General features: G+C 61.3%; 19 protein-coding genes. 5 read left to right on the top strand and 14 right to left on the bottom strand.

Going from position 1 to position 20679, the window contains the following annotated elements; translation table 11 throughout:
* Positions 1-381: 381 nt before the first annotated feature.
* Together G3O01_RS12770 and G3O01_RS12765 are read right to left on the bottom strand one after the other, a co-directional pair.
* Positions 382-1212 carry a polysaccharide deacetylase family protein gene (locus tag G3O01_RS12770; RefSeq protein ID WP_205805062.1) on the bottom strand — a complete coding sequence of 277 codons (831 nt, stop codon included), beginning with the start codon at positions 1210-1212 and terminating at the stop codon, positions 382-384.
* On the bottom strand, positions 1209-2327 hold the full coding sequence (locus G3O01_RS12765) for a glycosyltransferase family 4 protein (protein WP_205805061.1): 1119 nt from the start codon (positions 2325-2327) through the stop codon (positions 1209-1211). Before G3O01_RS12765 ends, G3O01_RS12770 begins: the two co-directional genes overlap by 4 nt.
* On the opposite strand from G3O01_RS12765, the gene G3O01_RS12760 reads away from it, so the two are divergent.
* The 3 genes from G3O01_RS12760 to G3O01_RS12750 all read left to right on the top strand — a co-directional run bounded on the left by G3O01_RS12760 (position 2318) and on the right by G3O01_RS12750 (position 5629).
* Positions 2318-2722 (top strand): hypothetical protein, encoded by a 405-nt coding sequence (locus G3O01_RS12760; RefSeq protein ID WP_205805057.1) that lies wholly within the window; start codon positions 2318-2320, stop codon positions 2720-2722. The genes G3O01_RS12765 and G3O01_RS12760 overlap by 10 nt on opposite strands.
* Positions 2723-2848: 126 nt before the next feature.
* Positions 2849-4009: a hypothetical protein gene (locus G3O01_RS12755; protein ID WP_205805053.1), complete on the top strand. Its 1161-nt coding sequence runs from the start codon at positions 2849-2851 to the stop codon at positions 4007-4009.
* A 393-nt stretch (positions 4010-4402) separates the two neighbouring features.
* Positions 4403-5629: an aspartate aminotransferase family protein gene (locus G3O01_RS12750; protein ID WP_205805048.1), complete on the top strand. Its 1227-nt coding sequence runs from the start codon at positions 4403-4405 to the stop codon at positions 5627-5629.
* A 76-nt stretch (positions 5630-5705) separates the two neighbouring features.
* On the opposite strand, the gene G3O01_RS12745 is transcribed toward G3O01_RS12750, so the two are convergent.
* From G3O01_RS12745 to G3O01_RS12730, 4 genes are all read right to left on the bottom strand, one after another.
* Complete coding sequence (locus G3O01_RS12745) at positions 5706-6899, bottom strand: M20 aminoacylase family protein (RefSeq protein ID WP_205805043.1); 1194 nt, start codon at positions 6897-6899, stop codon at positions 5706-5708.
* 104 nt (positions 6900-7003) lie between these two features.
* Positions 7004-8344 carry a DUF3100 domain-containing protein gene (locus G3O01_RS12740; RefSeq protein WP_205805042.1) on the bottom strand — a complete coding sequence of 447 codons (1341 nt, stop codon included), beginning with the start codon at positions 8342-8344 and terminating at the stop codon, positions 7004-7006.
* Positions 8345-8404: 60 nt separating this feature from the next.
* Positions 8405-9913, bottom strand: coding sequence for an aldehyde dehydrogenase family protein (locus tag G3O01_RS12735; protein ID WP_205805040.1), 1509 nt, complete (start codon positions 9911-9913; stop codon positions 8405-8407).
* Between the two features lie 27 nt (positions 9914-9940).
* Positions 9941-10810: an NAD(P)-dependent oxidoreductase gene (locus G3O01_RS12730; protein WP_205805039.1), complete on the bottom strand. Its 870-nt coding sequence runs from the start codon at positions 10808-10810 to the stop codon at positions 9941-9943.
* Positions 10811-10964: 154 nt separating this feature from the next.
* Between G3O01_RS12730 and G3O01_RS12725 the strand changes: the two genes are divergently transcribed.
* A complete protein-coding gene (locus G3O01_RS12725) occupies positions 10965-11876 on the top strand; it encodes a LysR family transcriptional regulator (RefSeq protein WP_205805038.1) in 912 nt (303 codons plus the stop codon).
* Positions 11877-11981: 105 nt separating this feature from the next.
* Here the strand turns inward: G3O01_RS12725 and G3O01_RS12720 are convergent, their stop codons facing one another.
* The 6 genes from G3O01_RS12720 to G3O01_RS12695 form a co-directional block, all read right to left on the bottom strand.
* Positions 11982-13046 (bottom strand): phenol 2-monooxygenase domain-containing protein, encoded by a 1065-nt coding sequence (locus G3O01_RS12720; protein ID WP_205805036.1) that lies wholly within the window; start codon positions 13044-13046, stop codon positions 11982-11984.
* A gap of 15 nt (positions 13047-13061) precedes the next feature.
* Positions 13062-13424, bottom strand: coding sequence for a phenol hydroxylase subunit P4 (locus G3O01_RS12715; RefSeq protein WP_205805035.1), 363 nt, complete (start codon positions 13422-13424; stop codon positions 13062-13064).
* Positions 13425-13506: 82 nt separating this feature from the next.
* Positions 13507-15096, bottom strand: coding sequence for an aromatic/alkene/methane monooxygenase hydroxylase/oxygenase subunit alpha (locus G3O01_RS12710; protein WP_205805031.1), 1590 nt, complete (start codon positions 15094-15096; stop codon positions 13507-13509).
* Between the two features lie 25 nt (positions 15097-15121).
* Entirely contained in the window at positions 15122-15394 is a 273-nt protein-coding gene (locus G3O01_RS12705) for an MmoB/DmpM family protein (protein ID WP_205805029.1), read from the bottom strand.
* Positions 15387-16394 carry an aromatic/alkene monooxygenase hydroxylase subunit beta gene (locus G3O01_RS12700; RefSeq protein WP_205805028.1) on the bottom strand — a complete coding sequence of 336 codons (1008 nt, stop codon included), beginning with the start codon at positions 16392-16394 and terminating at the stop codon, positions 15387-15389. Before G3O01_RS12700 ends, G3O01_RS12705 begins: the two co-directional genes overlap by 8 nt.
* A gap of 23 nt (positions 16395-16417) precedes the next feature.
* Positions 16418-16687: a phenol hydroxylase subunit gene (locus G3O01_RS12695; RefSeq protein ID WP_205805025.1), complete on the bottom strand. Its 270-nt coding sequence runs from the start codon at positions 16685-16687 to the stop codon at positions 16418-16420.
* Between the two features lie 405 nt (positions 16688-17092).
* On the opposite strand from G3O01_RS12695, the gene G3O01_RS12690 reads away from it, so the two are divergent.
* Positions 17093-18892, top strand: a complete 1800-nt coding sequence (locus tag G3O01_RS12690; protein WP_241023889.1) for a sigma-54-dependent Fis family transcriptional regulator — start codon at positions 17093-17095, stop codon at positions 18890-18892.
* Here the strand turns inward: G3O01_RS12690 and G3O01_RS45300 are convergent.
* Both G3O01_RS45300 and G3O01_RS12685 read right to left on the bottom strand, forming a co-directional pair.
* A complete protein-coding gene (locus tag G3O01_RS45300; protein ID WP_241023888.1) occupies positions 18889-19122 on the bottom strand; it encodes a hypothetical protein in 234 nt (77 codons plus the stop codon). The two genes, G3O01_RS12690 and G3O01_RS45300, sit on opposite strands and share 4 nt — an antisense overlap.
* Before the next feature lie 416 nt (positions 19123-19538).
* Positions 19539-20549: a LysR substrate-binding domain-containing protein gene (locus G3O01_RS12685; protein WP_205805024.1), complete on the bottom strand. Its 1011-nt coding sequence runs from the start codon at positions 20547-20549 to the stop codon at positions 19539-19541.
* Between the last annotated feature and the right edge of the window lie 130 nt (positions 20550-20679).

Raw genomic sequence — 20679 nt, 5'->3', positions numbered from 1 at the left:
GCCCGCTCCGAAATATCGCATATTTCGTCGCGATTGATGCACAAGCGTTATCAGTTCTCTCAGTGCGGGAGAGATCGTCTTGCCTTCCTGGAGCGGCTTGCTAGCGGGAATTTGAGAACACGTCGACACGCTAGCAAAACACATGGACATCAAGCTGTTCGAGAGTCGCTGGGAGGGAACAGATGACAGCGGAGGCAATCTGGCCGCTCGCTCTCACTGGGCAAGGCCCGAAGCCGTCGTTTCGCGAGCAGATGTTGTGAACATGGAGAACGGAGCCAACGAGCTTTAGCAGCAGACGTCCGACTACCCCAAGGGAGTCGGACTCATGCAAACACGCGATACGAATGCGAGGCGAGCGCGGCGTCCAACGCTGGAATATCGCTACCGCTTGATACGCAAGTAAGCCCGACTGATTGCAGGGCGCGTATGCACCCAGAGCCGTGATGCCAGCCACGATGCGGGTCGGTCCCGCACTTCCAGCCGGGAGATCGAACGCACGACGCCTGCATCCTTTCGCGGATAGGTTGGGCCCGTCTCGCACGTGTAGAGATGACGGAAACCCGCCTGCTGCGCAGCGTTCAAATAGTCGTCGTCGTAATAGCCTTGAGGCCAGCACAGGTGGTCGGAACCTTCACCCAGCCGCGCTTGCAGCATCGCACGCGATTCGATCAGATCGCGCATGAGACTTTCGCGCTTTTCTTGCGCGTTGGCAGCGACCCGATCCCATCTGACGTGCGTGTGCGTATGGCTGTGAAACTCGAACGTGCCCGCTGCGCGCATCGCGTCGATTTCCGACCAGCGCAGGATCGCGCCGTCAGCCTCGCCGTTCTCGATCGCCACCTCGCCCGCATGATGATCCAGCAGCGGCGGCAGCGCCCCGCCCGTGCCGGCATGGGCGCGCGGTGGCCCGTCGCCGGGCCAGCCCGTCACGAGAAAACACAGCGCGGTGAGTCCGTACTTCTCCAGCACGGGATGCGCGTGCACCCAGTTGTCGAGGTAGCCATCATCGAAGGTCAGCATGACGGACTTCTTGGGCAGCGGCTCGCCCGCGAACCACGCGACGAGCTGCTCGCTGCCGATTGTCCGGTAGCCGGACTTCACAAGCCACGCCATCTGTTCGGCAAAGTGCGCGGGCGATACGGTGATCATGCCCGGCGATGTGCTGACGTGGTGATACATCAGTACCGGCACAACTTTGGCGCTGCGGCTCATGTCGCCGCCCGACGCCAGCGGCCCGCAGACGCCCGCCGCGCTTCGAGCCCACGCCGGTAAAATTCGACCGTTTCGTTCGCCATGTTCTCGACCGTGAACCGGCCGTCCGTCTTGATGAGGCCCGCTGCGCCGAAACGCGCGCGTAGCGGTGCGTCGTCGACCAGTCGCGCGATCGCTCCACGCAAGGCTTCGACGTCCTTCGGCGGCACGAGCAAGCCGTTCACGCCATCCTCGATAAGCTCGGGCACGCCGTCGACACACGTCCCGATCACCGGCAATCCGATCGCCATCGCTTCGATAAACGCCTGCCCTAGTGCTTCCTGATGTGTCGGCAGCACGAACAGATCGCAGCCACGCAGAACGTTGTACACGTCCTTGCGGAAACCGAGCATATGGATACGATGCGCGAGGCCGAGTTCAGTGATCGTCGTTTGAAGCCGGCCGAACTCCGCGCCGTTGCCCACGATCACAACGTGTAAATTCGGCCGCTCGATCATCAGCGGGCCCACGGCGGCGATCAGCTCATCGTGGCCTTTCTTGCCGCGCAGAATTGCGACGATGCCTGCGATCATGGCATCCGGCCCTAGTCCGAGCTCGTCGCGCAGCGTGGAGTGCGCAAGCGGCTCTGGCTTGACAATGCCGTCATAGATCATCTCGACGCGGTCTTCTTTCACGCCTGCGGACACGAGGTAATCGCGCACGTAACGGCTCACCGCCACCACCCGGTGCGGAAACACGTTATACGTGGCCAGCGATGTGATCGGCAACGCGAGATGGCGCGTACGCACGATGAGCGGCGTGCGTGCGAGACGCCCCGCCATGCCCGCCACGAGGCTGTCGTGGCCGCTGTGCGTATTCAGGATATCGAACTGACCACGCGCAAGAATCGCGCGGATCTGCAGCATCGAACGCACATCGGCGCCCGAGCGGATACGCGCGTGATGAACGGCAAACCCTTCAGACCGCGAGCGCTCGCCGAGCACGGCATCGCCCGGACAAACGAGTTCGATGTGATGACCGAGCGCGCGCAGCGCGATCATCTCCTTCAGCGTACGGACTTCCTGACCGCCCCACCCACGCGACGACTCGCTGTGGAGAATACTCAATGCCTTCATGTACCGCCTGCCTCCCTGGCAAAGTTGAATCGATGGAACGTGGGGGGGGTGAAATTATTGGTAATATTTTTATCGTACCGATCCATTTGAGCGTCACACATCGCGAGCCGCCCTTCTGGGCGGCCTCCCGCGAACGGCAGGATCGGAAAATTCATTGCAATAACGCGAACTGCGCCCCGTTCGTTGACAAATTTGTTTCTATTTTTTACAGATTACTTCACGGCGACGCAGGAATAGCTGAACCGCACGCGCGCAAACGTTTGGCTGAAGGTGGGCTTTGTATCCCTGATGTGCGAACTCCGGCCGTGCCATCGCGCAACGATGCTCGCGGAACGTACGCGCGGTATCAACCGGGCCTCATTGCAGAAGTTCCCGGTACCGCCGAAATGGTTTGACCAGCAAGGAAGCGTCGGAGTAAAAACATTCAGAGCCGCATCGCCAAGTCCGCAGCGTTCACTTACACGTGGAATGAGCGTTCGGTTTTCGTCGAACACGCACTCTCTATCGGAGGTACGACGGCCATGATCACTTACTACAGGTTGGGTGGCGGCAAGCGGCTCTGCGACATCGTCTTCGCCGGCAGCCACGACGCGGGCATCACGAGCGGCGACGCCAACGTCCAGACCCAGGACCTCGAAATCTTCGAGCAGGCCAAAGCCGGCGTGCGCCTGTTCGACCTGCGGATCGCGGCAACCAAGAGCTCGACTATTTCCGCCTCGCCGGTGTTGTTGAAGGCCTTCCATGCCGACCCGAAGCTGACGCACCTGAAGGAGAAGAAGGACAAGATCGTTTTCGACCTGGGCGGCAGGAAGGCCGACGTCACCACCACGAAGCTGCCGCTGGACGGCGCGTTCGGCATGCGGCTCGTGGACATGCTGAAACAGGCGAAAGAGTTCGTCAAATACAACACCAGCGAATTCCTGCTCCTGAAGTTCGACAAGTGCACGAACTGGAGCATCATCGCGGAGATCTGCGTGAGGGAGCTCGGCACCGCTCTCTTCACGGGCACGGGCAGCCTCAACGAGAAGACGCTCGACCAGCTGAAGAAGCACGTCGTCGTGCTGTTCACCCAGAAGGGTATCGACGAAGTCACCGGCCAGGGCTACCTTTCGTCGAACGGGATCTGGGGTTGCAAGCGCCTCGAGGACGGCACCGGCTACAACAGCGGCTACGACGGCCTGCAATTCGTCGGCAAGGGCGGCACCAACGCGTTCAACGGCGACAGCGACATGGGCAAGATCGCGTCCAACATCGAGAAGCAGAGTGGGCTGATGAAGATCGGCGCCCTCAACTCCGACCCTGAGGTGATGGGGATGATGTACTGGACCACCACCGGCCTGAAGCGGAGCATCCGGGAGCGCGACTCGACCATGTGGGGACCGGACAACCGTCCGACTGCGCTCACCGAGCTGTGGATGGCCGGGTTCGGCGAGGCGATCGAATCGCGGCTGCCGACCTACGTCTCATCGACCGACTACACGAACGGTGTCGCGCTGAAGGTCTTCATGCCCAACATCGTCATGATTGATTTCGCCGACATCGACAAGGGCAAGTTCATCTTCGAATTGAACACGAAGGCGACCACGGAACTCACTCAAACCGCGCGCAAGATCGAGCAGGCGCGTAAGCTCGCGCAGGGCCAACGCGGCGGCGGGCGCCAGCAGCGGCCCGCTTTGTTCTGAGTTCCAGCGGACCAGGATGGTGGAGAGCGACAGCTACGCGCTCAATTGCTTTCCAAGGCCGGCTGGCCGTAGCGGCGCGAGTTCCATGAGATCCACGGCTGTCGCAGCGTTGACAGTCGAACGGTGATCGTTGACTGGGTGGGTACCAACGGCTACCGGACGATCGAGTGGCTATCTCTGACTAAGATACCCGCCCTCATCCCCACAAAACCCACGCAACCCCTCACACTGCGTTCGGTTTTTTCGAACAAACTTCCAACTTTGAGTTAGCCGCAAGCAGCCCCGTCACCGGCACACTCTCGCTATAACAGTCGGACTCCTGGGTCCGCCATCTCTCCGGTGGCATTACCCTCGTTCCGCAATTCCCTTATCCGGTTGCAGCGAAGCTCTCCAGTGACTACACCACATCCATCACGCAACACGTTCGATACTGTCATGGCCCCCGTCTACGCGCCCGCGTCGGTGATACCCGTGCGCGCGCAGGGCTCTCGCGTCTGGGATGAAGAGGACCGCGACTACGTGGACCTGACAAGCGGCATCGCCGTTTGCGCGCTCGGTCACGCGCATCCGGCGCTGGTCGAAACGCTCACGAAGCAGGCTGAACAGCTATGGCATGTGAGCAACGTCTTCACCAACATTCCTGCGCTCAAGCTAGCCGTGCGCCTGACCGACGCGACCTTTGCGGAGAATGCCTTTTTCGCGAACTCCGGCGCGGAAGCGAACGAGGCCGCACTCAAGCTCGCGCGACGCGTAGCGATCGACCGCTTCGGTGTCAATGCCCGGAAGACAAAGATCATTTCCTTCGAGCAATCGTTCCACGGACGTACGCTATTCACAGTCAGCGTCGGCGGCCAGCAGAAATACTCGGACGGGTTTGGCCCGCTGCCGGGCGACATCTCGCATATCCGCTTCAACGATATCGACGCAGCACTGGCCACCATCGACGATCGAACCTGCGCGGTGATCGTGGAGCCGGTCCAGGGCGAAGGTGGCGTGATTCCGGCAACGGCCGATTTCCTGCAATGTCTGCGCGATGCCTGCACCAGGCACAACGCGCTTCTTATCTTTGATGAAGTGCAGACGGGCATCGGTCGAACCGGTTCGCTTTTCGCGTACATGGACACAGGTGTCACGCCCGATATCCTCACGACAGCCAAAGCGCTCGGCAACGGTTTCCCGATCGGCGCGCTGCTCACCACCGCGGACATCGGCAAACACTTCTCCGTTGGAACACATGGTTCGACGTACGGCGGGAATCCGTTGGCGACGGCCGTTGCGGATCGCGTGGTCGAACTCATCAACACCCCGCACATTCTCGACGGCGTACGCGAGCGTAGCGCCCACATCCTCGCCAGCCTGCGCTCGATCAATTCGCGCACCGGAGTGTTCCGCGAGCTTCGGGGTGCAGGTTTGCTGATTGGCGCGGAGTTAAGCGATGCGTATCAGGGACGCTCGAAAGACATCATGACGGCCGCGCTCGAACACGGTGTCATGATTCTGAATGCGGGTCCGAACGTGCTGCGCTTCGCGCCGCCGCTCAACATTCCGTACGAATGTCTTGACGAAGGCTTGGCACGCCTGGAGCGCGCGATCGACTCTTTCAGATCCCGGTCAAAGTGACTTGCGCCGGGCTTCGCGAGGCGATAAAGGCTCTGCGTTATGAGCCTTTATCGCCAGCTGTTTCTATTGCATGGGTTCAGGCGCGCTTCAAAAACCGCTCCACGAGTCGCACGAAATACGTCGACCCCACGGGAAGCAAACGGTCGTTGAAGTCGTAACTCGCATTGTGCAACAGGCACGGCCCCGCTCCATGCCCGATAACGCGATGATCGCCGCTGCCGTTGCCAATGAACGCGTAGCAACCCGGCTTTGCACGCAACATGAACGAAAAGTCTTCGGCGGCCATTGTGGGCTGAATCGCCGCATCGACAGCCTGATAGCCAACGACTTCACGCATGACTTCAACCGCCAGCGCGGTTTGTTCAGGATCGTTGATAGTCGGCGGATAGTTCCGGCTGAATTCGATCTCACTGCGACAGCCAAGACCAGACGCAATCGCCGAGACGATGGCCCGCATACGGCTCTCGATGAGGTCAAGCGTCTCGTCCGAAAACGTGCGCACCGTGCCGCCCAGCCAGGCATCGGTCGGCACGACGTTCTGCGCTTCGCCCGCATGAATCTGCGTCACCGACAAGGCGGCCGCATCGATCGGATTCTTGTTGCGCGTCAGGATGCTCTGTAATGCGCTGACGATCTGCGCGACTGCAAATACCGGGTCTTCTCCCAGATGCGGCATCGCGCCATGGCATCCCGCGCCCGTTACGGTAATCCTGAAGAGACTCGTCGATGCCATGATCGCACCGGCCCGCACGCCGAAGTGTCCCTCCGGAATGCCCGGCCAGTTGTGCACACCGAACACGGCATCGACAGGAAAGCGCTCGAACAGACCGTCGTCGATCATCGCCTTCGCGCCGGCACCTTCTTCCTCGGCAGGCTGAAAAATGAAATGCACCGTGCCGTCGAAATCGCCTGACGTCGCGAGATATCGTGCTGCGCCGAGCAGCATCGTCGTGTGACCGTCGTGCCCGCATGCGTGCATGGCGCCCGGCACCGTAGAGCGATGCGCGAACCCATTTGCTTCCTGCATCGGCAACGCGTCCATGTCCGCGCGAAGTCCGATTGCGCGCGTACTGTTGCCACGCTTCAACGTCGCGACCAGGCCAGTTTTGCCAACTCCGCGAACAACAGGCAAGCCCCACTCTTCCAGCTTGCTGGCGACAAGATCCGCCGTCCGGTTCACGTTGTATCCCAGTTCCGGGTGTGCATGGATGTCACGACGGACGGCAGTCATCTCCTCCGAGAATGCCTGGATTTCGGCAATAGCGTTCATAGTCACTTGATAAGATTTTCTTGCTGGCAATCGACGTCAACATCAGATTGCACAGCCCGTAGCGCGCGTTGCACCGCCGCGTTTGCGCGGGCGGTGCCGGCCGCCTAGATGTGGAACAGTTGCGCGACGACGGTCGCACCGAGGAACGTGCCCGCGTTTGCAACGAACGAGACCAGCACGATGCGCCAGCCCAGCCGGCGGAAAGCGGGAAGGTCCTTCGCAATCGAGAGTCCGGCGAAGGCGAGCATCGGCGTGGTCACGCCCAGAAAATCGTTGCGCGCGCTCAGTTCAGCCAGCTGTGTGCCCCAGGGGCACCACGGAGACGTCGCGTACATCGCCGCAAACGAAACCCAGCACACTGCCGGAATCTTGCGGCCAGTCAGCGTGGAAAGCGCGTCGCCGACAACGACAGCAAGCAGCATGATCAACATGCCCGGCAGTCCTGCGAGCGGCGTCGTGCCGTGCGCCATCCAGTCGCATACCAGCGCGAACACGGCGGTGACGACCCACGCCAACACTTTGCCGCCATAGCTGAGATGCGGCGCTTCCGTCTGTACGTCGCCGAGTTTCGGCCGGCTGGCTTCTGCCGCTTCAGACGCGTTCGATGCACTCGTCGTGCGGCCGATCAGCGGCTCTAGAATGCGATAGCCGAACAGTGCCATCGGCAGCGAGATGAACAACGTGAAGTACGTGCCGACCGTCGTCGTGATCAGATTGCTCGCGGCCGCAAACGTCAGCACCGACTTGGCAACCTCCGGCGTTTGCTGCGCGGCGATTGCGCCCGACGCCGCTGCCATCATGCTGCCCGAACCGACGCCCGAACCCATCGCGAGTGCGAGCGGGTCGAAGATATTCAGACTCGCGACGAAGCCCGCAAATATGGCGATAAAGACCGCGCCGAAGATGGTTCCAGTGAGGTATTCCGCCAGCACGCCGCGCCCTTCCGCCGAATCCATCCCGTACTTCTCGCCGATGATCGCGAGACTCGGCTCACGGCCGACCGAGAACGTAGCGCCGATCGCTTCGCGCTTGATACCGAGCAGCAGCGCGAGCGGCAAGCCCAGCAGGATCGTGCCGACAAAATGGCCCAGTTCCTGGAAGGCGAGCGCCCAGCCTGCGGACGCAAGCTTGGGAAGCGCACTGCCGATCATCAACCCGAGCTTGGCAATGAACAGCAGCAACGCTGGCTGCAGGATGGCCGCAGCGTAAAACTGCGTTTTCACATCGAGGCGCGCGGCGCTATTCGATCGCGCACTGGCCACGCCGATTGCCGCACCGAGCAGCAACGCCCAGATCATCGGCAACAGAACTACCTTGCCCGGACCGATCTTGAACGTGAAGGAGCCGATCAGTTCGGCAAGCAGGATCACGCCCGCAGCGAAGACGAGTAGCTTGGCCGTGCGAACGCCTTGGCCGCCGGACGAGTGCATTGTTATGCTGTTCATTGGTCAGGTCTCCCCAGATTGATGGTTCTCCCCGATAACGCGGGGAGGACACCTTGCCGATTAAAGGTAGCCGAAGGCCGTGGGCGGTTCCTTGGCGGTCTCGACCCACACGCTCTTCGTCTGCGTGTACTCGTAGAGCGCTTCGACACCGCTCGAGCGACCGTAACCGCTCAAACCAAAGCCGCCGAACGGCGACGCCACGTTGATGGTCTTGTAGCCATTCACCCAGAAGGTGCCGGCATCGACTTGCGCTGCCACGCGATGCGAGCGCGCGACGTCGGTGGTCCATACTGCGCCGGCAAGGCCGAACTCGGTATCGTTGGCAATCGCGATGGCTTCTTCTTCCGTGTCGAACGGAATGGCTGCCACCACCGGCCCGAAAATCTCTTCGCGCGCGACGGCCATCTCGTTGGTGACGTTCGACAGCACGGTCGGCGAAACAAAGTAGCCCGCGTTCGAACGCTCCTGCGAACCCGATGCCAGCGTTGCGCCCGCCGCCACGCCCTTGTCGATCATCGACATGACGTGCTCGTACTGCCTGCGGTTGTTGATCGGGCCCACCTCGGTGCTGTCGTCGAGCGGCTGGCCAACCTTGATTTTCCTGGCGCCCGTGGCGACCATCGCGACGAATTCGTCGTAGACGCTACGCTGCACCAGCAGACGCGAACCTGCCACACAGCTTTGACCAGCGCCGGCGAAGATGGCTGCCTGCGCGGTCAGCGCCGCGCGCTTCAGGTCCGCGTCGCCGAAGATGATGTTGGCCGACTTGCCGCCCAGTTCGAGCACGCACGGCAGCACACGCTTCGCAGCCGCTTCGGCGATCCGCGCGCCCGTCGCCGGCGAGCCGACGAACACCACTTTCTTGATCGCCTTGTGCGCGATGGCCGACTGCGCGACCGTCTGTCCAAGACCTGCCAGCACGTTCACGAGGCCCTTCGGCGCACCCGCGCGCTCGCACAGCAGGCCGATGACGATAGAGCTGGTCGGCGTGAGTTCGGACGGCTTGAGCAGCACCGCGTTACCCATCGAAATCGCAGGCGCGACCTGCCAGCCGCACGTGAACACGGGCGCATTCCACGGCGTGATCTGCAGCACGGTGCCAGCCGGCTCGCGGCGCGTGTAGTTCAGGTGCGAGGTCGGCACGGGAATCACTTCGCCGTAGAACTTGTCGGCCCAGCCGCCGTAGTACTCGAACATCTCTGCGACCTTCGCGACTTCGCCGCGGCAATCGCGGATCGGCTTGCCCGAGCCAAGCGATTCGAGCCGCGCGAGGGCTTCCGCTTCCGCGCGCACCTGGCGGGCGATCTCGAACATCACCCGGCCGCGTGCCGCATGCGTGAGCGCCCACCACTGTTTCTGCGCGCGCACGGCTGCGGCGGCAGCCTGTTCGACCACGGCCGTGCCGCCGTCTTTGTAGGCGATGCTCTTCTCGCCCGTCGCGGCATCGAAGAGTTGAATCGTCTCACCCGCGCCTTCAATCAGTTCGCCACCGACATACGAACCGATGGTCTGTGCGTGCGGGAAGAAATGCTGAAACGCTACGAGAAGGTCTTCTGCGTTCTTGCTCATCTGAAAATGGCTCCGGATATCTGGCGACTACTGTTTGTCGATGAACTGGACGATGCGGTTGAAGTCCTCCGCATCGCCGATGCTGTCCGCGCTCGCCGCCCACAGACGGCCCGCTTCCTTCGCGATCGGCGCGGTAGCGTGCGCGCTATCGAGCAGCGCCATCGCAAGGCGCACGTCCTTTCGCATGAGCTTCATCGTGAATCCGGAGTCGAACTTGCCATTGAAGATCCACGTCGGATAGTTCGTCAGCGTTGCACTGTTCTTGCCCGAGCCGCCGTTGAGCGCCTCGACCAGCTTTTCCGGGTCGACGCCGTTCGCTTCGGCGGCGCGCACGGCTTCGCTCGCGGCCAGCAGGTGAACGCCCGTCAACATGTTGTTGATGATCTTGGTCACGTGACCCGCGCCGACGGGGCCAACGTGGACGCGTTTCGCGCTCATCACGGCGAGGATCGGTTCGACGGCTGCGACGTCTTCGTCGGAGCCGCCTAGCACCATCGTCATCGTGGCCGTCGCTGCACCTTTAGGTCCACCGCTGACGGGACCATCGACGAAGCCAACCTTGCGTTCAGCAAGCGCGGCAGCAACCTTGCGCGTGCTGCCCGGCTCCGCCGTCGTCGTGTCCACCACGATCAGCCCCGGCTTCGCGCTCGCGGCCACGCCAGCTTCACCGAGCACGACCTGCTCGACGATATCAGAAGTCGGAAGCGAAAGAATCAGCACGTCGGAATCACGCGCGATGTCAGCGATCGAAGCGCGCGCCTGAACGCCTTCTTCCTGCAATTTGTCCGCAACGCCGGGCGCGGCGTCATAGCCGAGCACGTTGAAACCGCCGCGCTTGAGCGAGAGCGCCATCCCGCGCCCCATATTGCCCAGACCGATTACACCAACCGTCTTCATGTTTCTAGCTCCAGGTCTCTTGATTTCGCAGTCCATACCCGTGGCTGCCGCTCCACGTTTTCGACTGCCTGGCTTCCATACTGGACTTTCGAAAACCTATAATCAATAAACGCCAATTTGCGAAGCGTTCTAATAATTCGAACGGTGAGGTCTCATGGCAGAGAGTCTGACGGAGAGCAGGATTGTCTATTTTTACGAAGCCGTACGATTCGGCAGCATTCGCGCGGCGGCTGACTGGCTGAACGTCGCGCCGTCGGCAGTGAGCAGACAGATAGGGTTGCTGGAGCGTGAACTCGATGCCGCGCTGGTGGAGCGGCATGCCCGCGGGGTGAAACCTACGGAGGCCGGACAGTACGTGATCGAGTACTACCGCGAGCAGATGGCGCACAAAGACGACCTCATCAGCCGCTTGCAGGAACTGCGCGGCTTGCGTACGGGGCAGGTCAACGTCGTGCTCGGCGAGGGTTTCGTGTCCGACATGCTGTCGGGCCCGATGCAGCAGTTTTGCAAACAGTACCCTGGCATCAAGGTCAACCTCGACCTCGCCGGGACAAACGAGGTCATGCGCAAGATTACCGAGGACGAGGGCGACATCGGGCTGGTCTACAACCCGCCGCCCGAGCCCAAGATTGTCACGCGGGCGTCGCGCATGCAGCCGCTGATGGCGATCGTGGGCCCCGGCTTCCCTCGCGCGCGCCGTGAAAAAGCCATGACGGTGCAGGAACTCGGGTCCTTTCCGCTGGCAGCGGCGCATCCCTCCTTCGGTACCAGACAGATGCTCGAGGCCGTCGAATATGCCGAGAAAATACGCCTCGATCCGATCGTCACGACCAACTCGATTGCCATCCTCAAGCAGTTCGTCAAATCGGGGCTGGGCATTGCATGTTTGCCGGCGTTTTCCGTCTCGACCGAACTGGACGCAGGAGAACTCTTCGCGATTCCGATCGATCACCCGCTGCTTACCAACGCGGAAGCGCAACTCGTCACGCGCGTCGGACGAAAGCTGTCGGTCGCCTCGAACCGGCTACTCCAGCTCATGCATTCGCAGATGCGTGCATTTCGTTAGACAACCGACCATCGGACCAGAGTTCGAGCCTGGCACGTCGCCATCGGACGCCAGGACAGCGCCCGCGACGACACTCACCAGCACCTACCGCTTGAGAAAGACGATTCAGATCGACTTGAATAGCGGACTCTTCGCGAGCGCCTCAGCGCCGTCTGCGCTGGTGAGAAACTTTTCCGTGTAGATGTCGCGTTCGAAGAGCTGGCCTTGCATGAGCGTACGGATCGCCGCTTCGATCATCACGGGTGGCCCGCACAGATACGCCTTGTGCCCACGAAAGACGCCGTCGAAGTGCGCCTTTGCCGCATCATGCACATAGCCGCGAACGCCTTCCCATGATGAATCAGCCGGCTCGTCGGACAGCGCGGGGACATAGGTGAAGTTCGCGTGCCCGCTTTTCAGCTGCAGAAAGAGATCGTGGTAATAGAGCTCTGCGCGATTGCGCGCGCCATACACGAGTGTGATTTTCCGCGCGTCGTTCTCTTCCAGCATATCGATCAGCATCGACTTGGGGCTCGACAGACCTGATCCGCCTGCGATCAGAATGACTGGCTGCGGGTCCGACTTGCGCACGAAAAAGCGCCCATATGGGCCGCTGAAACGGATTTCGTCACCCGACCTGATGCCTTCGTGGAGATAGCCTGTGCCCTTGCCGCCCGGCACACGTCGCACGTTCAACTCGATCAGCGTGCGCGACGCCGGTTTGTCCGCGAGCGAGAACGCGCGCGGCATGCTCTCACCCGGAATATGCACGTTCACGTACTGGCCCGCCTGAAATTCGATGCCGTCGCCCGCCAGTTCAACGAAGATGCCTTTGATTGTGGGCGTCAGGTCCACCATCTCCTTCACGCGGCCGGTGTAGTCGCGCACCGGAAAATGACGCGCATCCTCATCCTCGTCGATGTCCGCTTCGATCGTCAGGTCCGATTGCGCCGTTGCACAGCACGCGAGGCACTTGCGCTCGTCGCGCTCGAAGTCCATCAACGCGAACGGCGATGCCTGCCCGTGCTCGATCTCGCCATCCAGCACCTGCACCTTGCAGGTTGCGCAGAGGCCGTGACAGCACGCGTGCGGCAACCACACGCCCGCGCGCATGCACGCATCGAGCAGGGTCTGATCTTCCTCGATCTCGATCGTCTGTCCGATCGGCTCGATGGTCAGTTGGTAGCTCATTGCATCGTCTCCCTTCTAGTTGCGCGATCCGTCGATACCGTTCAGGCCCGGCGTGCGAAACCGGATGACCGCCTTGTGACCGAGCCCGTTCTCGCCGAGGCTTGCATCGAAGTCGGGCGTGAACGGCTGTCCCGACCGGAACCACTCCGCGGCGCGAATATCGACCTTCTGCCAGTCGGGATGCGATGCGTACATCGCTGGCAGCAGCGTCTCGACGAGTGCTCCAAACAGCATGGCCGCTTCAACGGGAATGCAATGCGGCGCGCAGAACATCAGATGGTCCTCCCAGCCGACGAAGAGCAACTGCTTGCCGTGGTAATTCTCTACACGGTCCTTTATCTCACCCGTATAGCCTTCCTTGAGCGCGATGACTGACATGGTTCGTCTCCTGTGTCGACCGGAGCTGGCGCTTTAGCGCGTAACTCCGGTCCCATGAAAGTGGGTTGCTTATGTCTTGTACTTAAGCGGCTTTCTGATTCGCTTCGGGGGCTTCCTCGCCGCCATGGCTTGGTTTGCCCGTCCAGCGCAGCCAGTTCTTGCGGTCGGGCGAGTCCTCGAACTCGTGCCCGTCCTGGCCCACTTTGATGTGGTAATAGCGCAGTACTTCCTGCATCGGATCGAAATCGGGCGAGGCGGGATCAGCGTCTTCTGGAAAGCAGTTACCCTGAAAGATCTGCTGCACGGGCATCCACGCCTGCACATACTTTTCCGGTTCGTTGTCGAAGATGTCCTTGCAGCCGTCCGAACAGAAGTGGAACTTGTTGCCCAGATAATCGCTCTCGCGATAGCAGATCTTCGTCGGATCGTCGGGCTCGGTGAAGGCCATCGGGATCTGGCAGATCTGGCACAGCATCGGCAGCGTCATGTTGTAGAAGCGGCGGCCCGCCTGCTGTTCTTCGCGCCAGTATTCGAGGCGCGGCCGATAGAGCGTGTCGAACGTGGCCGGATACTTCTGCGCGAGCCACTGCATTTCATCGTCGGACGGAACCCACGTATGCATCGCGGCCGCGTGCGTGTAGTTGTAGAAGATGCCCCACGCCTGATGCGAGAGACGGTCCTTCTCCTTCATTGCGACTTCGTGATACTTCGGCATGCGGATGCCGTAACGCTCGAGGTCGTGAAAAAGCGCGCCGCCATTTTTCTCGAAGTACGTTTCCCATGCTTCCTGCCACGACATGATGCGCTTGGGCAACATGTAGTCCATCATCATCGCGACCAGCGTCAGCAGCCGGTAGCCGCGCCAGAACCATTTGTCGATCCACTTCTGGATGATCGGCACGTTGCCCGGATCCTGCTCCAGCAAAAATTTCACGACTTCGAGACCGAGCGTCATGTGCCGCGATTCGTCGGACTGCGCAGAGAAGCCGAACGTGACCGTCGCCATGTCGCCGTTGAAAGCGGCACCCGACATGAACGGCATGAACAGCAGGTTGGTCAGCACGTATTCGAATGAGAACGAGATAGCCGTCACGAACTCGAACGGGCCGGCGCTCATCGCGTCCTCGAAGTACGACTTCGGCACCGACAGGTACCACACGCGGTCATGCATATGCCGGAAGTCGTGAAAGCCGTTGAAGTACTTGTTGTAGTGGCTGATCGTATGCACCTGCGTCTGCGCATGACGCAATTCGTCGATCGCCTGCATCTGGCACGCGATGCGTGCGCCAGCGCCGCGAAAGTTGCGTCCGGCAAGCGCGAAGCCGCGATGTGCCGCGTATTCGAGCGGGCTCACGCCGGTCAGGAAGAGCTTGAGCGCATTGATGTAGCGCGGATCGGTGACGTTGAACTGGCCGTTGTTCTGCTGGAACGCATCGATAATCGCGTAGAGCTTGCGCTCCTTCTCACCCTGATACTTCCAGTACGCGTCCATCGTGAGACGGAACGGGTCTTCCCATTTGTCCCAATCGTGTACCTTGATGCCTTCGAAGCGGTCGTAGGGAAAGACTTCGTCCATCGGCTGATAGGTGGTTTCCCAGCCGAGTCCGCGTGTGAGCATCGCGTAGTTTTCCTTGATGCTCAGCTTCTTCGGCGTTGCCTGCTGTGTGCTCATTGTCCTGTCTCCTTTGTCTCGCCGCTCAGGCTTTCCATTCGAGGATGAATTCGTCGTCGGTCTCGTCGATGTTGCCGCCGAGTGAAATCAGGTTCAGTTGCAACTCGCGCAAATCGAACTCACGGCCGATCAGCGCTTCGATCGACGCACGCCGGATCACGAGCCTGCCCACGGCATCGATCTTGACCATCGCGGGAAACGCGTTGACGACCGCGTGCGGGTTGTCCGCTTCGATAGCCTCGATGATCGGACGCGAGTCGTCGTTGGCCTGAAACGCGATGAACACGGAATCAGCCATGGCTCACCTCCACGCCCTGCTTTGCGATGCGTGCGTCGAAGGCCTGCGCAATGTCTTCAAGCGCGTGATGCGCATCGTCGCCGAGCCCTTCGAGTGCAAGCGGCTTCAGTGCGTCGAGCACGGCCATGCGCCACTTCGTGACCCGCTGCGCAAGTAATGCCTTGTTTTCAGGCGATTCCGCTGCCGCCGTCTTGACGGTCGCGTCGACCCAACGGCTTGTTTCATCGAACCAGCTGCTGGCAAACTCGTTAAGCATGCCGAGGCCAGGACCATGCAGACGCGCGATGCGTTCGTCGATATGCCGGTACACGAGCGGATAAAGCAGTCCGTCGAGCACCAGGTTCTGCGCGACGTAAGTCTCGAACCAGTCCTTCACGACCATCGTGTCCTCCACTACGCGACGCAACCCTTGCCACATCGGATCGCTCAACCAGCGCTCCTTGCCTTCGACAAGCGACGTGCCCTGATTGCCATCCAGCGCGAGCCCGATGCGCGACAGGTACTGCGCAATACCGAGTCGATCCATGCAATGGAACATCGTCGCCTGCGTGATGGCCGTGCCCCAGCCATAGCCCGTCACGAAGCAGTTATTCGTGTTGGCGGCCCACTCGACGTGACGCAGCGGCACCATCAGCGCGGCGATATGCGCCTTCGCTTCGTCGGGAAGATCAGTGAGCAGACGGCGTTTCGCGACGAACTCGAAGTTCTTCTCCATTGCGTCCTGCTGCTTCGCGCGGGCAGTCGTGTAAGCGCCGTAGTAGTACTGGCGCGGATCCTTGAACGCATACCAGTCGTTCATCACGATGGCGGTGCGTCCCTTGTCGTAGAGTTCGAACTCCGGCTGCCACAGCGGCCGATAGTGAAAATTGACCTCGGGCTGCAGGTCGAAGGTCGCTTCCTGATAGCGCGACGCGGGCTTGTCCGCGCCGAGCCGTCGTGCGACATGCGAGAAGGTCTGCCGCACCTGCTCGACTGCCGTAGTCTTGATGTCGATCTGCATTCGTCACTCCTTTGTCTGGGTGGTCATTCAGAGAGTCCGGGCTGGCCGTAGCGCCACTTGGCCTGATCGATGTCGAGCTGGCTGCCTTCGTCGCGCGTCAGATAGGTCACACGATTCGCGCGGCAGAACGACTGGAAAGCGCGCAACGGCATGACGAGTTCGACGCTCAGAGCCGGATCGCCAATGGAGAAATCGAATTCGACGAAGCCGTCGTCCCTCTGTTCCTTGAAGCGCACATAGCGCCGGGTGATGTCGAACGCGCGTGGGGGCTGCACGTAAGCGGGCAGTTGCATCGCTGTCTCCTTGGGTTTTGCTTTCATGGCCGGCGTTGTCATTGAATGATTTGATCGGGAACCGGCCTGCGTACCCTATAAGGCAACACCTATGCCAACGCACGGTTGCGAGCGAAACCATTGCAGTGGCGCGAAGCCGCGAGACCGTTACGCCACGAGGCCAGGACGACATCGATTCGTTTCCCGACGCATGCAACGCGGCCCGGATACGCGCACAATCGGTTTGATGAAATGCTCGAAAAGCGTGTGATCAAGCGCGCCGCGCATCGATCAAATCCGTATCAGGGAACGCACCGATAGCGCCACCGACGCCATCCACGAACCATGCGGCGATGCATTGCGCCACGCACGGAGATCGCCTATCGTGGGCGCAACGATATGACCAGACAGCAGGAGACACGAGCAATGCCACGCCGCGAGAAAGCGCCCACGAACGCGCAGGACGGCATGTCGATGGTCGCGCCCAAGGGCGCTCCCGTTGACAGCCTTCGCTATCCCGACATCGCGGATCTGATGTCGCGGCTGCACTTTTCCCCGGGCGATGGCCGCATCTGGCTCGACGAGCAGCGCATGCTGCTCGTGCACACGGGCGCGGTGGGCTCGATGCGCCGCGAGCTGATCGAAAGCCTCGGGATCGATGCCGCGCGTGGCCTGCTGACACGCATGGGCTACAACTCCGGCGCACGCGATGCCGAGCTTGCGCGTCGCGTGCGCCCGGAGAACAGCATCACCGAGATGTTCGCGGTCGGTCCGCAACTGCATATGCTCGAAGGCATGACGGTGGTGGAGCCGGTGCGCCTTGAAATCGATGTCGAGCGCGGCAAGTACTACGGCGAGTTCATCTGGAAGAACTGCGCGGAAGATGAAGAACACGTGCGCATCTATGGCATTGGCGCGGAGCCGGTGTGCTGGACACAGCTCGGCTATGCGGCCGGTTATACGAGCGTCTTCATGGGCCGCCCGATTCTCTATCGCGAAGTGGAGTGCCGCGCGCTGGGTCAGTCGCACTGCCGCATCATCGGCAAGCCGGTCGAGGAATGGGGCGAAGAAGCTGCCGACGATCTGCGCTTCATGCAGGCGCAGGCCTTCACACAAGGCTTATCTGCAGCGGGCAAAGTCGATCAAGGCAGCGAAGGCGCATTCGGCGACGCGAACATGGTCGGTGCATCGCCGGGTTTCAATGCGGTGTGTCACATGATCAAGCGCGTTGCGAGCACGCGTGCGACCGTGCTGTTTCTCGGCGAAAGCGGTGTCGGCAAGGAAGTGTGCGCGCGAACGCTGCATAGGATCAGTACGCGCAGTGCCGGTCCCTTTGTCGCAGTCAATTGCGCTGCGATTCCCGAAGCGCTGGTCGAATCCGAACTCTTCGGCGTGGAGAAAGGCGGCTACACGGACGCTACACAAAGCCGTCCCGGACGCTTCGAGCGTGCGCACGGCGGCACGCTCTTTCTGGATGAGATCGGTATTCTCAGCATGACCGCGCAAGGCAAGCTCCTGCGCGCGCTGCAGGAAGGCGAGATCGAGCGTGTCGGCGGCACGGAGACGAAGCGTATCGACGTGCGCGTGGTTGCCGCGACCAACCTCGATCTGCGCGATGAAATCCGCGCGGGCCGATTTCGCGAGGACCTGTACTTCCGCCTGAACGTGTTTCCGATTCGCGTTCCATCGCTGCGCGAGCGCCGCGAGGACTTGCCAGTGCTGCTCAATCACATGCTGCGCAAGTATCGCGAGCGCCACCAGCGCGACGTGACCGGCTTCACGCCGCGTGCGCTGGACGCGTTGCTCAACTACGGCTGGCCGGGCAATATCCGCGAGATGGAGAACATCGTCGAGCGCGGTGTGATTCTCGCCAACGACGGCGGCGCGATCGATATCGGCCATCTCTTCACGAGCGGCGAGAGCATCGAAACGGGGAGCTTCGGCATCGGCGGCGATGGTTCGCTCACGGCATCGAGTGCGTTGCTGACACAGACGGGCGATATGGAAGGCGACGAGGTACATCGGGTCACGCGCAAGGTGAACAGCCTGCTGCTCGGCATTGCGGGCGACGAAGCGCAACTGACTTCACTCGACGACATCGAAACCGCGCTACTCAAGAGCGCGGTGCAACGTGCCGACGGCAATCTGTCTGCGGCGGCGCGTACGCTAGGCATTACGAGGCCGCAGTTGGTTTACCGCCTGAAGAGCCGGGGGTTGCGGGTTTAGGCCCTCATGGTTGCGCACCGGGCAGCAGGTGGAAACACGCGCCACGCGCCGTCGTCGTGCCGGAAGAAGAAAATCACGAGCGTTCCATCGGGCCGGGCAGATTCCACGCACACGTAGCGCCTTTGATCCGATGTCATGCGACCAAAACGCACGAGCCGAGCTGGCTTGGTCGACGTGGGCGCAAACCATTTTTCGACCAACATACGCAAGGACATCACACCGGGATTCATGATTCACTCCAACTGCGTTCAGTCGCGCGATCGCGGGCGCGTCGCCGCCTCTGCGCCATTCTTGCGAAACCCGGTCAATCAACGGTTTCGTGCAATCTGGGCGCTTCGGTACCTTTAAGGCAACTGATGTGCCAGTTTCGCTCTGCGGGTTCGGGCGCAGGCACCTGGGTCCTGTGAATGTGCTGATAGCGCGGTTCCTCGCCGCACGAGTCGACGCGTTGCGTTACGACGCGAAGCCCCGCAGCCGATGGAAGTTGATGAAAAGGTGAAATGCGCGACCTCGTTCGGGTGACGGGTTCGATCAATTGCGCATCGAGGAATACCCTGGCTATCGGGTGGCGATTCAAACGCGGTGGGCAATCTCACCAGGTGACTCACTACGATCGACACCGGCAACTTGCCAGGCCACGAGCCTGTCATGACGCCTGTGCGGACACCGACTCCCGGCTGGCCGCTTGCAGCGCGGCTAGCACCACAGACACCGCCGTACTTTGCGGCCCAGCCGTCAACGCACCGATGCGCTGCACTGCGGTCGACACCTTCAACGGCAGTTGCCGCAATTCTCCATTCAAATCCGTTTCGCCGCGCCGCAAGCGAGTCGAGACGAACAGGCACGGCACGCGCCGTGCCACAGCGCAGTTGGTCAGATGCGATGTCGACTCCATCAGCACCTGAGGCGCGGCAACGCCCGCAGTTGCGAACTCGACTTCGAGTGCGGTTCGCATGGGAGAACCCATCGACGGCATGATCCACGGCCAGGCGGCCGCGTCGCGCCAGGTGACGTGACTACGCCTATGCAGCGGATGATTTTTCGGCGCAACGACCAGAATCTCATCGCTATACAGCTCGGTGACGGAAAAGCCTGCGGTCAGCACCGACGATTCGAGCCGACATACGACTATATCGAGCTCGCGGCGCTGCATTAGCGGCAGTAAATGGTCGAGCGTGTTTTCCGTGTAGTTGATCTGCTGCGTCGGCGCGTGTGTGGCCAGATACTCGATCACGCCGGGCAGCAGGCGCATGGAAATATACGGCAGCATGCCGACCTTCAATGGCAGGCTGGTGCCGCGTTTCAACGCATCGAACGCGGGCTGAATCGTGCGCAGGTCGGTGAGGATGCGCGCGACGCATTCGAGCATCGCTTCGCCATATGCCGTGGGCGCAACCCGTCGCGAGGTGCGCTCGAACAGCGGCAGGCCCAGCGTGTCCTCCAGTTCGCGCAGCCATTTCGATAGCGCCGGCTGCGTGATGGACGCTTCCTCGGCCGTACGCGCAAAGCTGCGATGGCGTCCCAGCCAGTCGAGCGTCTCCAGATCCCGTATGCGCAGCCTGCGCAACACGTGCGGCAAGTGCTCGATACGACTGCGGTCGGCCCCGGCCGGCACCACGTCGGGAAGCAATACGGACGGTCTTTTCGTGGCAGCCATCGCTATTTCTCATCCATTACCGCAGGGTTATCGATCAGCACTCATCTTTCATCGAATCGTATCGCATATCGCTACACAATTGAGCATGCATCCGTACCACGCGAATGCGGGAAAGCGTGAAGACGAAGAG

The sequence above is a fragment of the Burkholderia sp. Ac-20365 genome (assembly GCF_017104715.1).
In the GTDB taxonomy this organism is placed as follows: domain Bacteria; phylum Pseudomonadota; class Gammaproteobacteria; order Burkholderiales; family Burkholderiaceae; genus Paraburkholderia.
The sequence above is the reverse complement of the archived record's forward strand: the minus strand, read 5'-3'. Positions and strand labels throughout refer to the sequence as shown.

Bases quoted from the DNA above. Each gene is read 5' to 3' on its own strand.
- G3O01_RS12770 (WP_205805062.1), bottom strand. From the start codon at position 1,212: ATGAGCCGCAGCGCCAAAGTTGTGCCGGTACTGATGTATCACCACGTC.
- G3O01_RS12760 (WP_205805057.1), top strand. From the start codon at position 2,318: ATGCCTTCATGTACCGCCTGCCTCCCTGGCAAAGTTGAATCGATGGAA.
- G3O01_RS12765 (WP_205805061.1), bottom strand. From the start codon at position 2,327: ATGAAGGCATTGAGTATTCTCCACAGCGAGTCGTCGCGTGGGTGGGGC.
- G3O01_RS12755 (WP_205805053.1), top strand. From the start codon at position 2,849: ATGATCACTTACTACAGGTTGGGTGGCGGCAAGCGGCTCTGCGACATC.
- G3O01_RS12745 (WP_205805043.1), bottom strand. From the start codon at position 6,899: ATGAACGCTATTGCCGAAATCCAGGCATTCTCGGAGGAGATGACTGCC.
- G3O01_RS12740 (WP_205805042.1), bottom strand. From the start codon at position 8,344: ATGAACAGCATAACAATGCACTCGTCCGGCGGCCAAGGCGTTCGCACG.
- G3O01_RS12735 (WP_205805040.1), bottom strand. From the start codon at position 9,913: ATGAGCAAGAACGCAGAAGACCTTCTCGTAGCGTTTCAGCATTTCTTC.
- G3O01_RS12730 (WP_205805039.1), bottom strand. From the start codon at position 10,810: ATGAAGACGGTTGGTGTAATCGGTCTGGGCAATATGGGGCGCGGGATG.
- G3O01_RS12725 (WP_205805038.1), top strand. From the start codon at position 10,965: ATGGCAGAGAGTCTGACGGAGAGCAGGATTGTCTATTTTTACGAAGCC.
- G3O01_RS12720 (WP_205805036.1), bottom strand. From the start codon at position 13,046: ATGAGCTACCAACTGACCATCGAGCCGATCGGACAGACGATCGAGATC.
- G3O01_RS12715 (WP_205805035.1), bottom strand. From the start codon at position 13,424: ATGTCAGTCATCGCGCTCAAGGAAGGCTATACGGGTGAGATAAAGGAC.
- G3O01_RS12710 (WP_205805031.1), bottom strand. From the start codon at position 15,096: ATGAGCACACAGCAGGCAACGCCGAAGAAGCTGAGCATCAAGGAAAAC.
- G3O01_RS12705 (WP_205805029.1), bottom strand. From the start codon at position 15,394: ATGGCTGATTCCGTGTTCATCGCGTTTCAGGCCAACGACGACTCGCGT.
- G3O01_RS12700 (WP_205805028.1), bottom strand. From the start codon at position 16,394: ATGCAGATCGACATCAAGACTACGGCAGTCGAGCAGGTGCGGCAGACC.
- G3O01_RS12695 (WP_205805025.1), bottom strand. From the start codon at position 16,687: ATGCAACTGCCCGCTTACGTGCAGCCCCCACGCGCGTTCGACATCACC.
- G3O01_RS12690 (WP_241023889.1), top strand. From the start codon at position 17,093: ATGCCACGCCGCGAGAAAGCGCCCACGAACGCGCAGGACGGCATGTCG.
- G3O01_RS45300 (WP_241023888.1), bottom strand. From the start codon at position 19,122: ATGAATCCCGGTGTGATGTCCTTGCGTATGTTGGTCGAAAAATGGTTT.
- G3O01_RS12685 (WP_205805024.1), bottom strand. From the start codon at position 20,549: ATGGCTGCCACGAAAAGACCGTCCGTATTGCTTCCCGACGTGGTGCCG.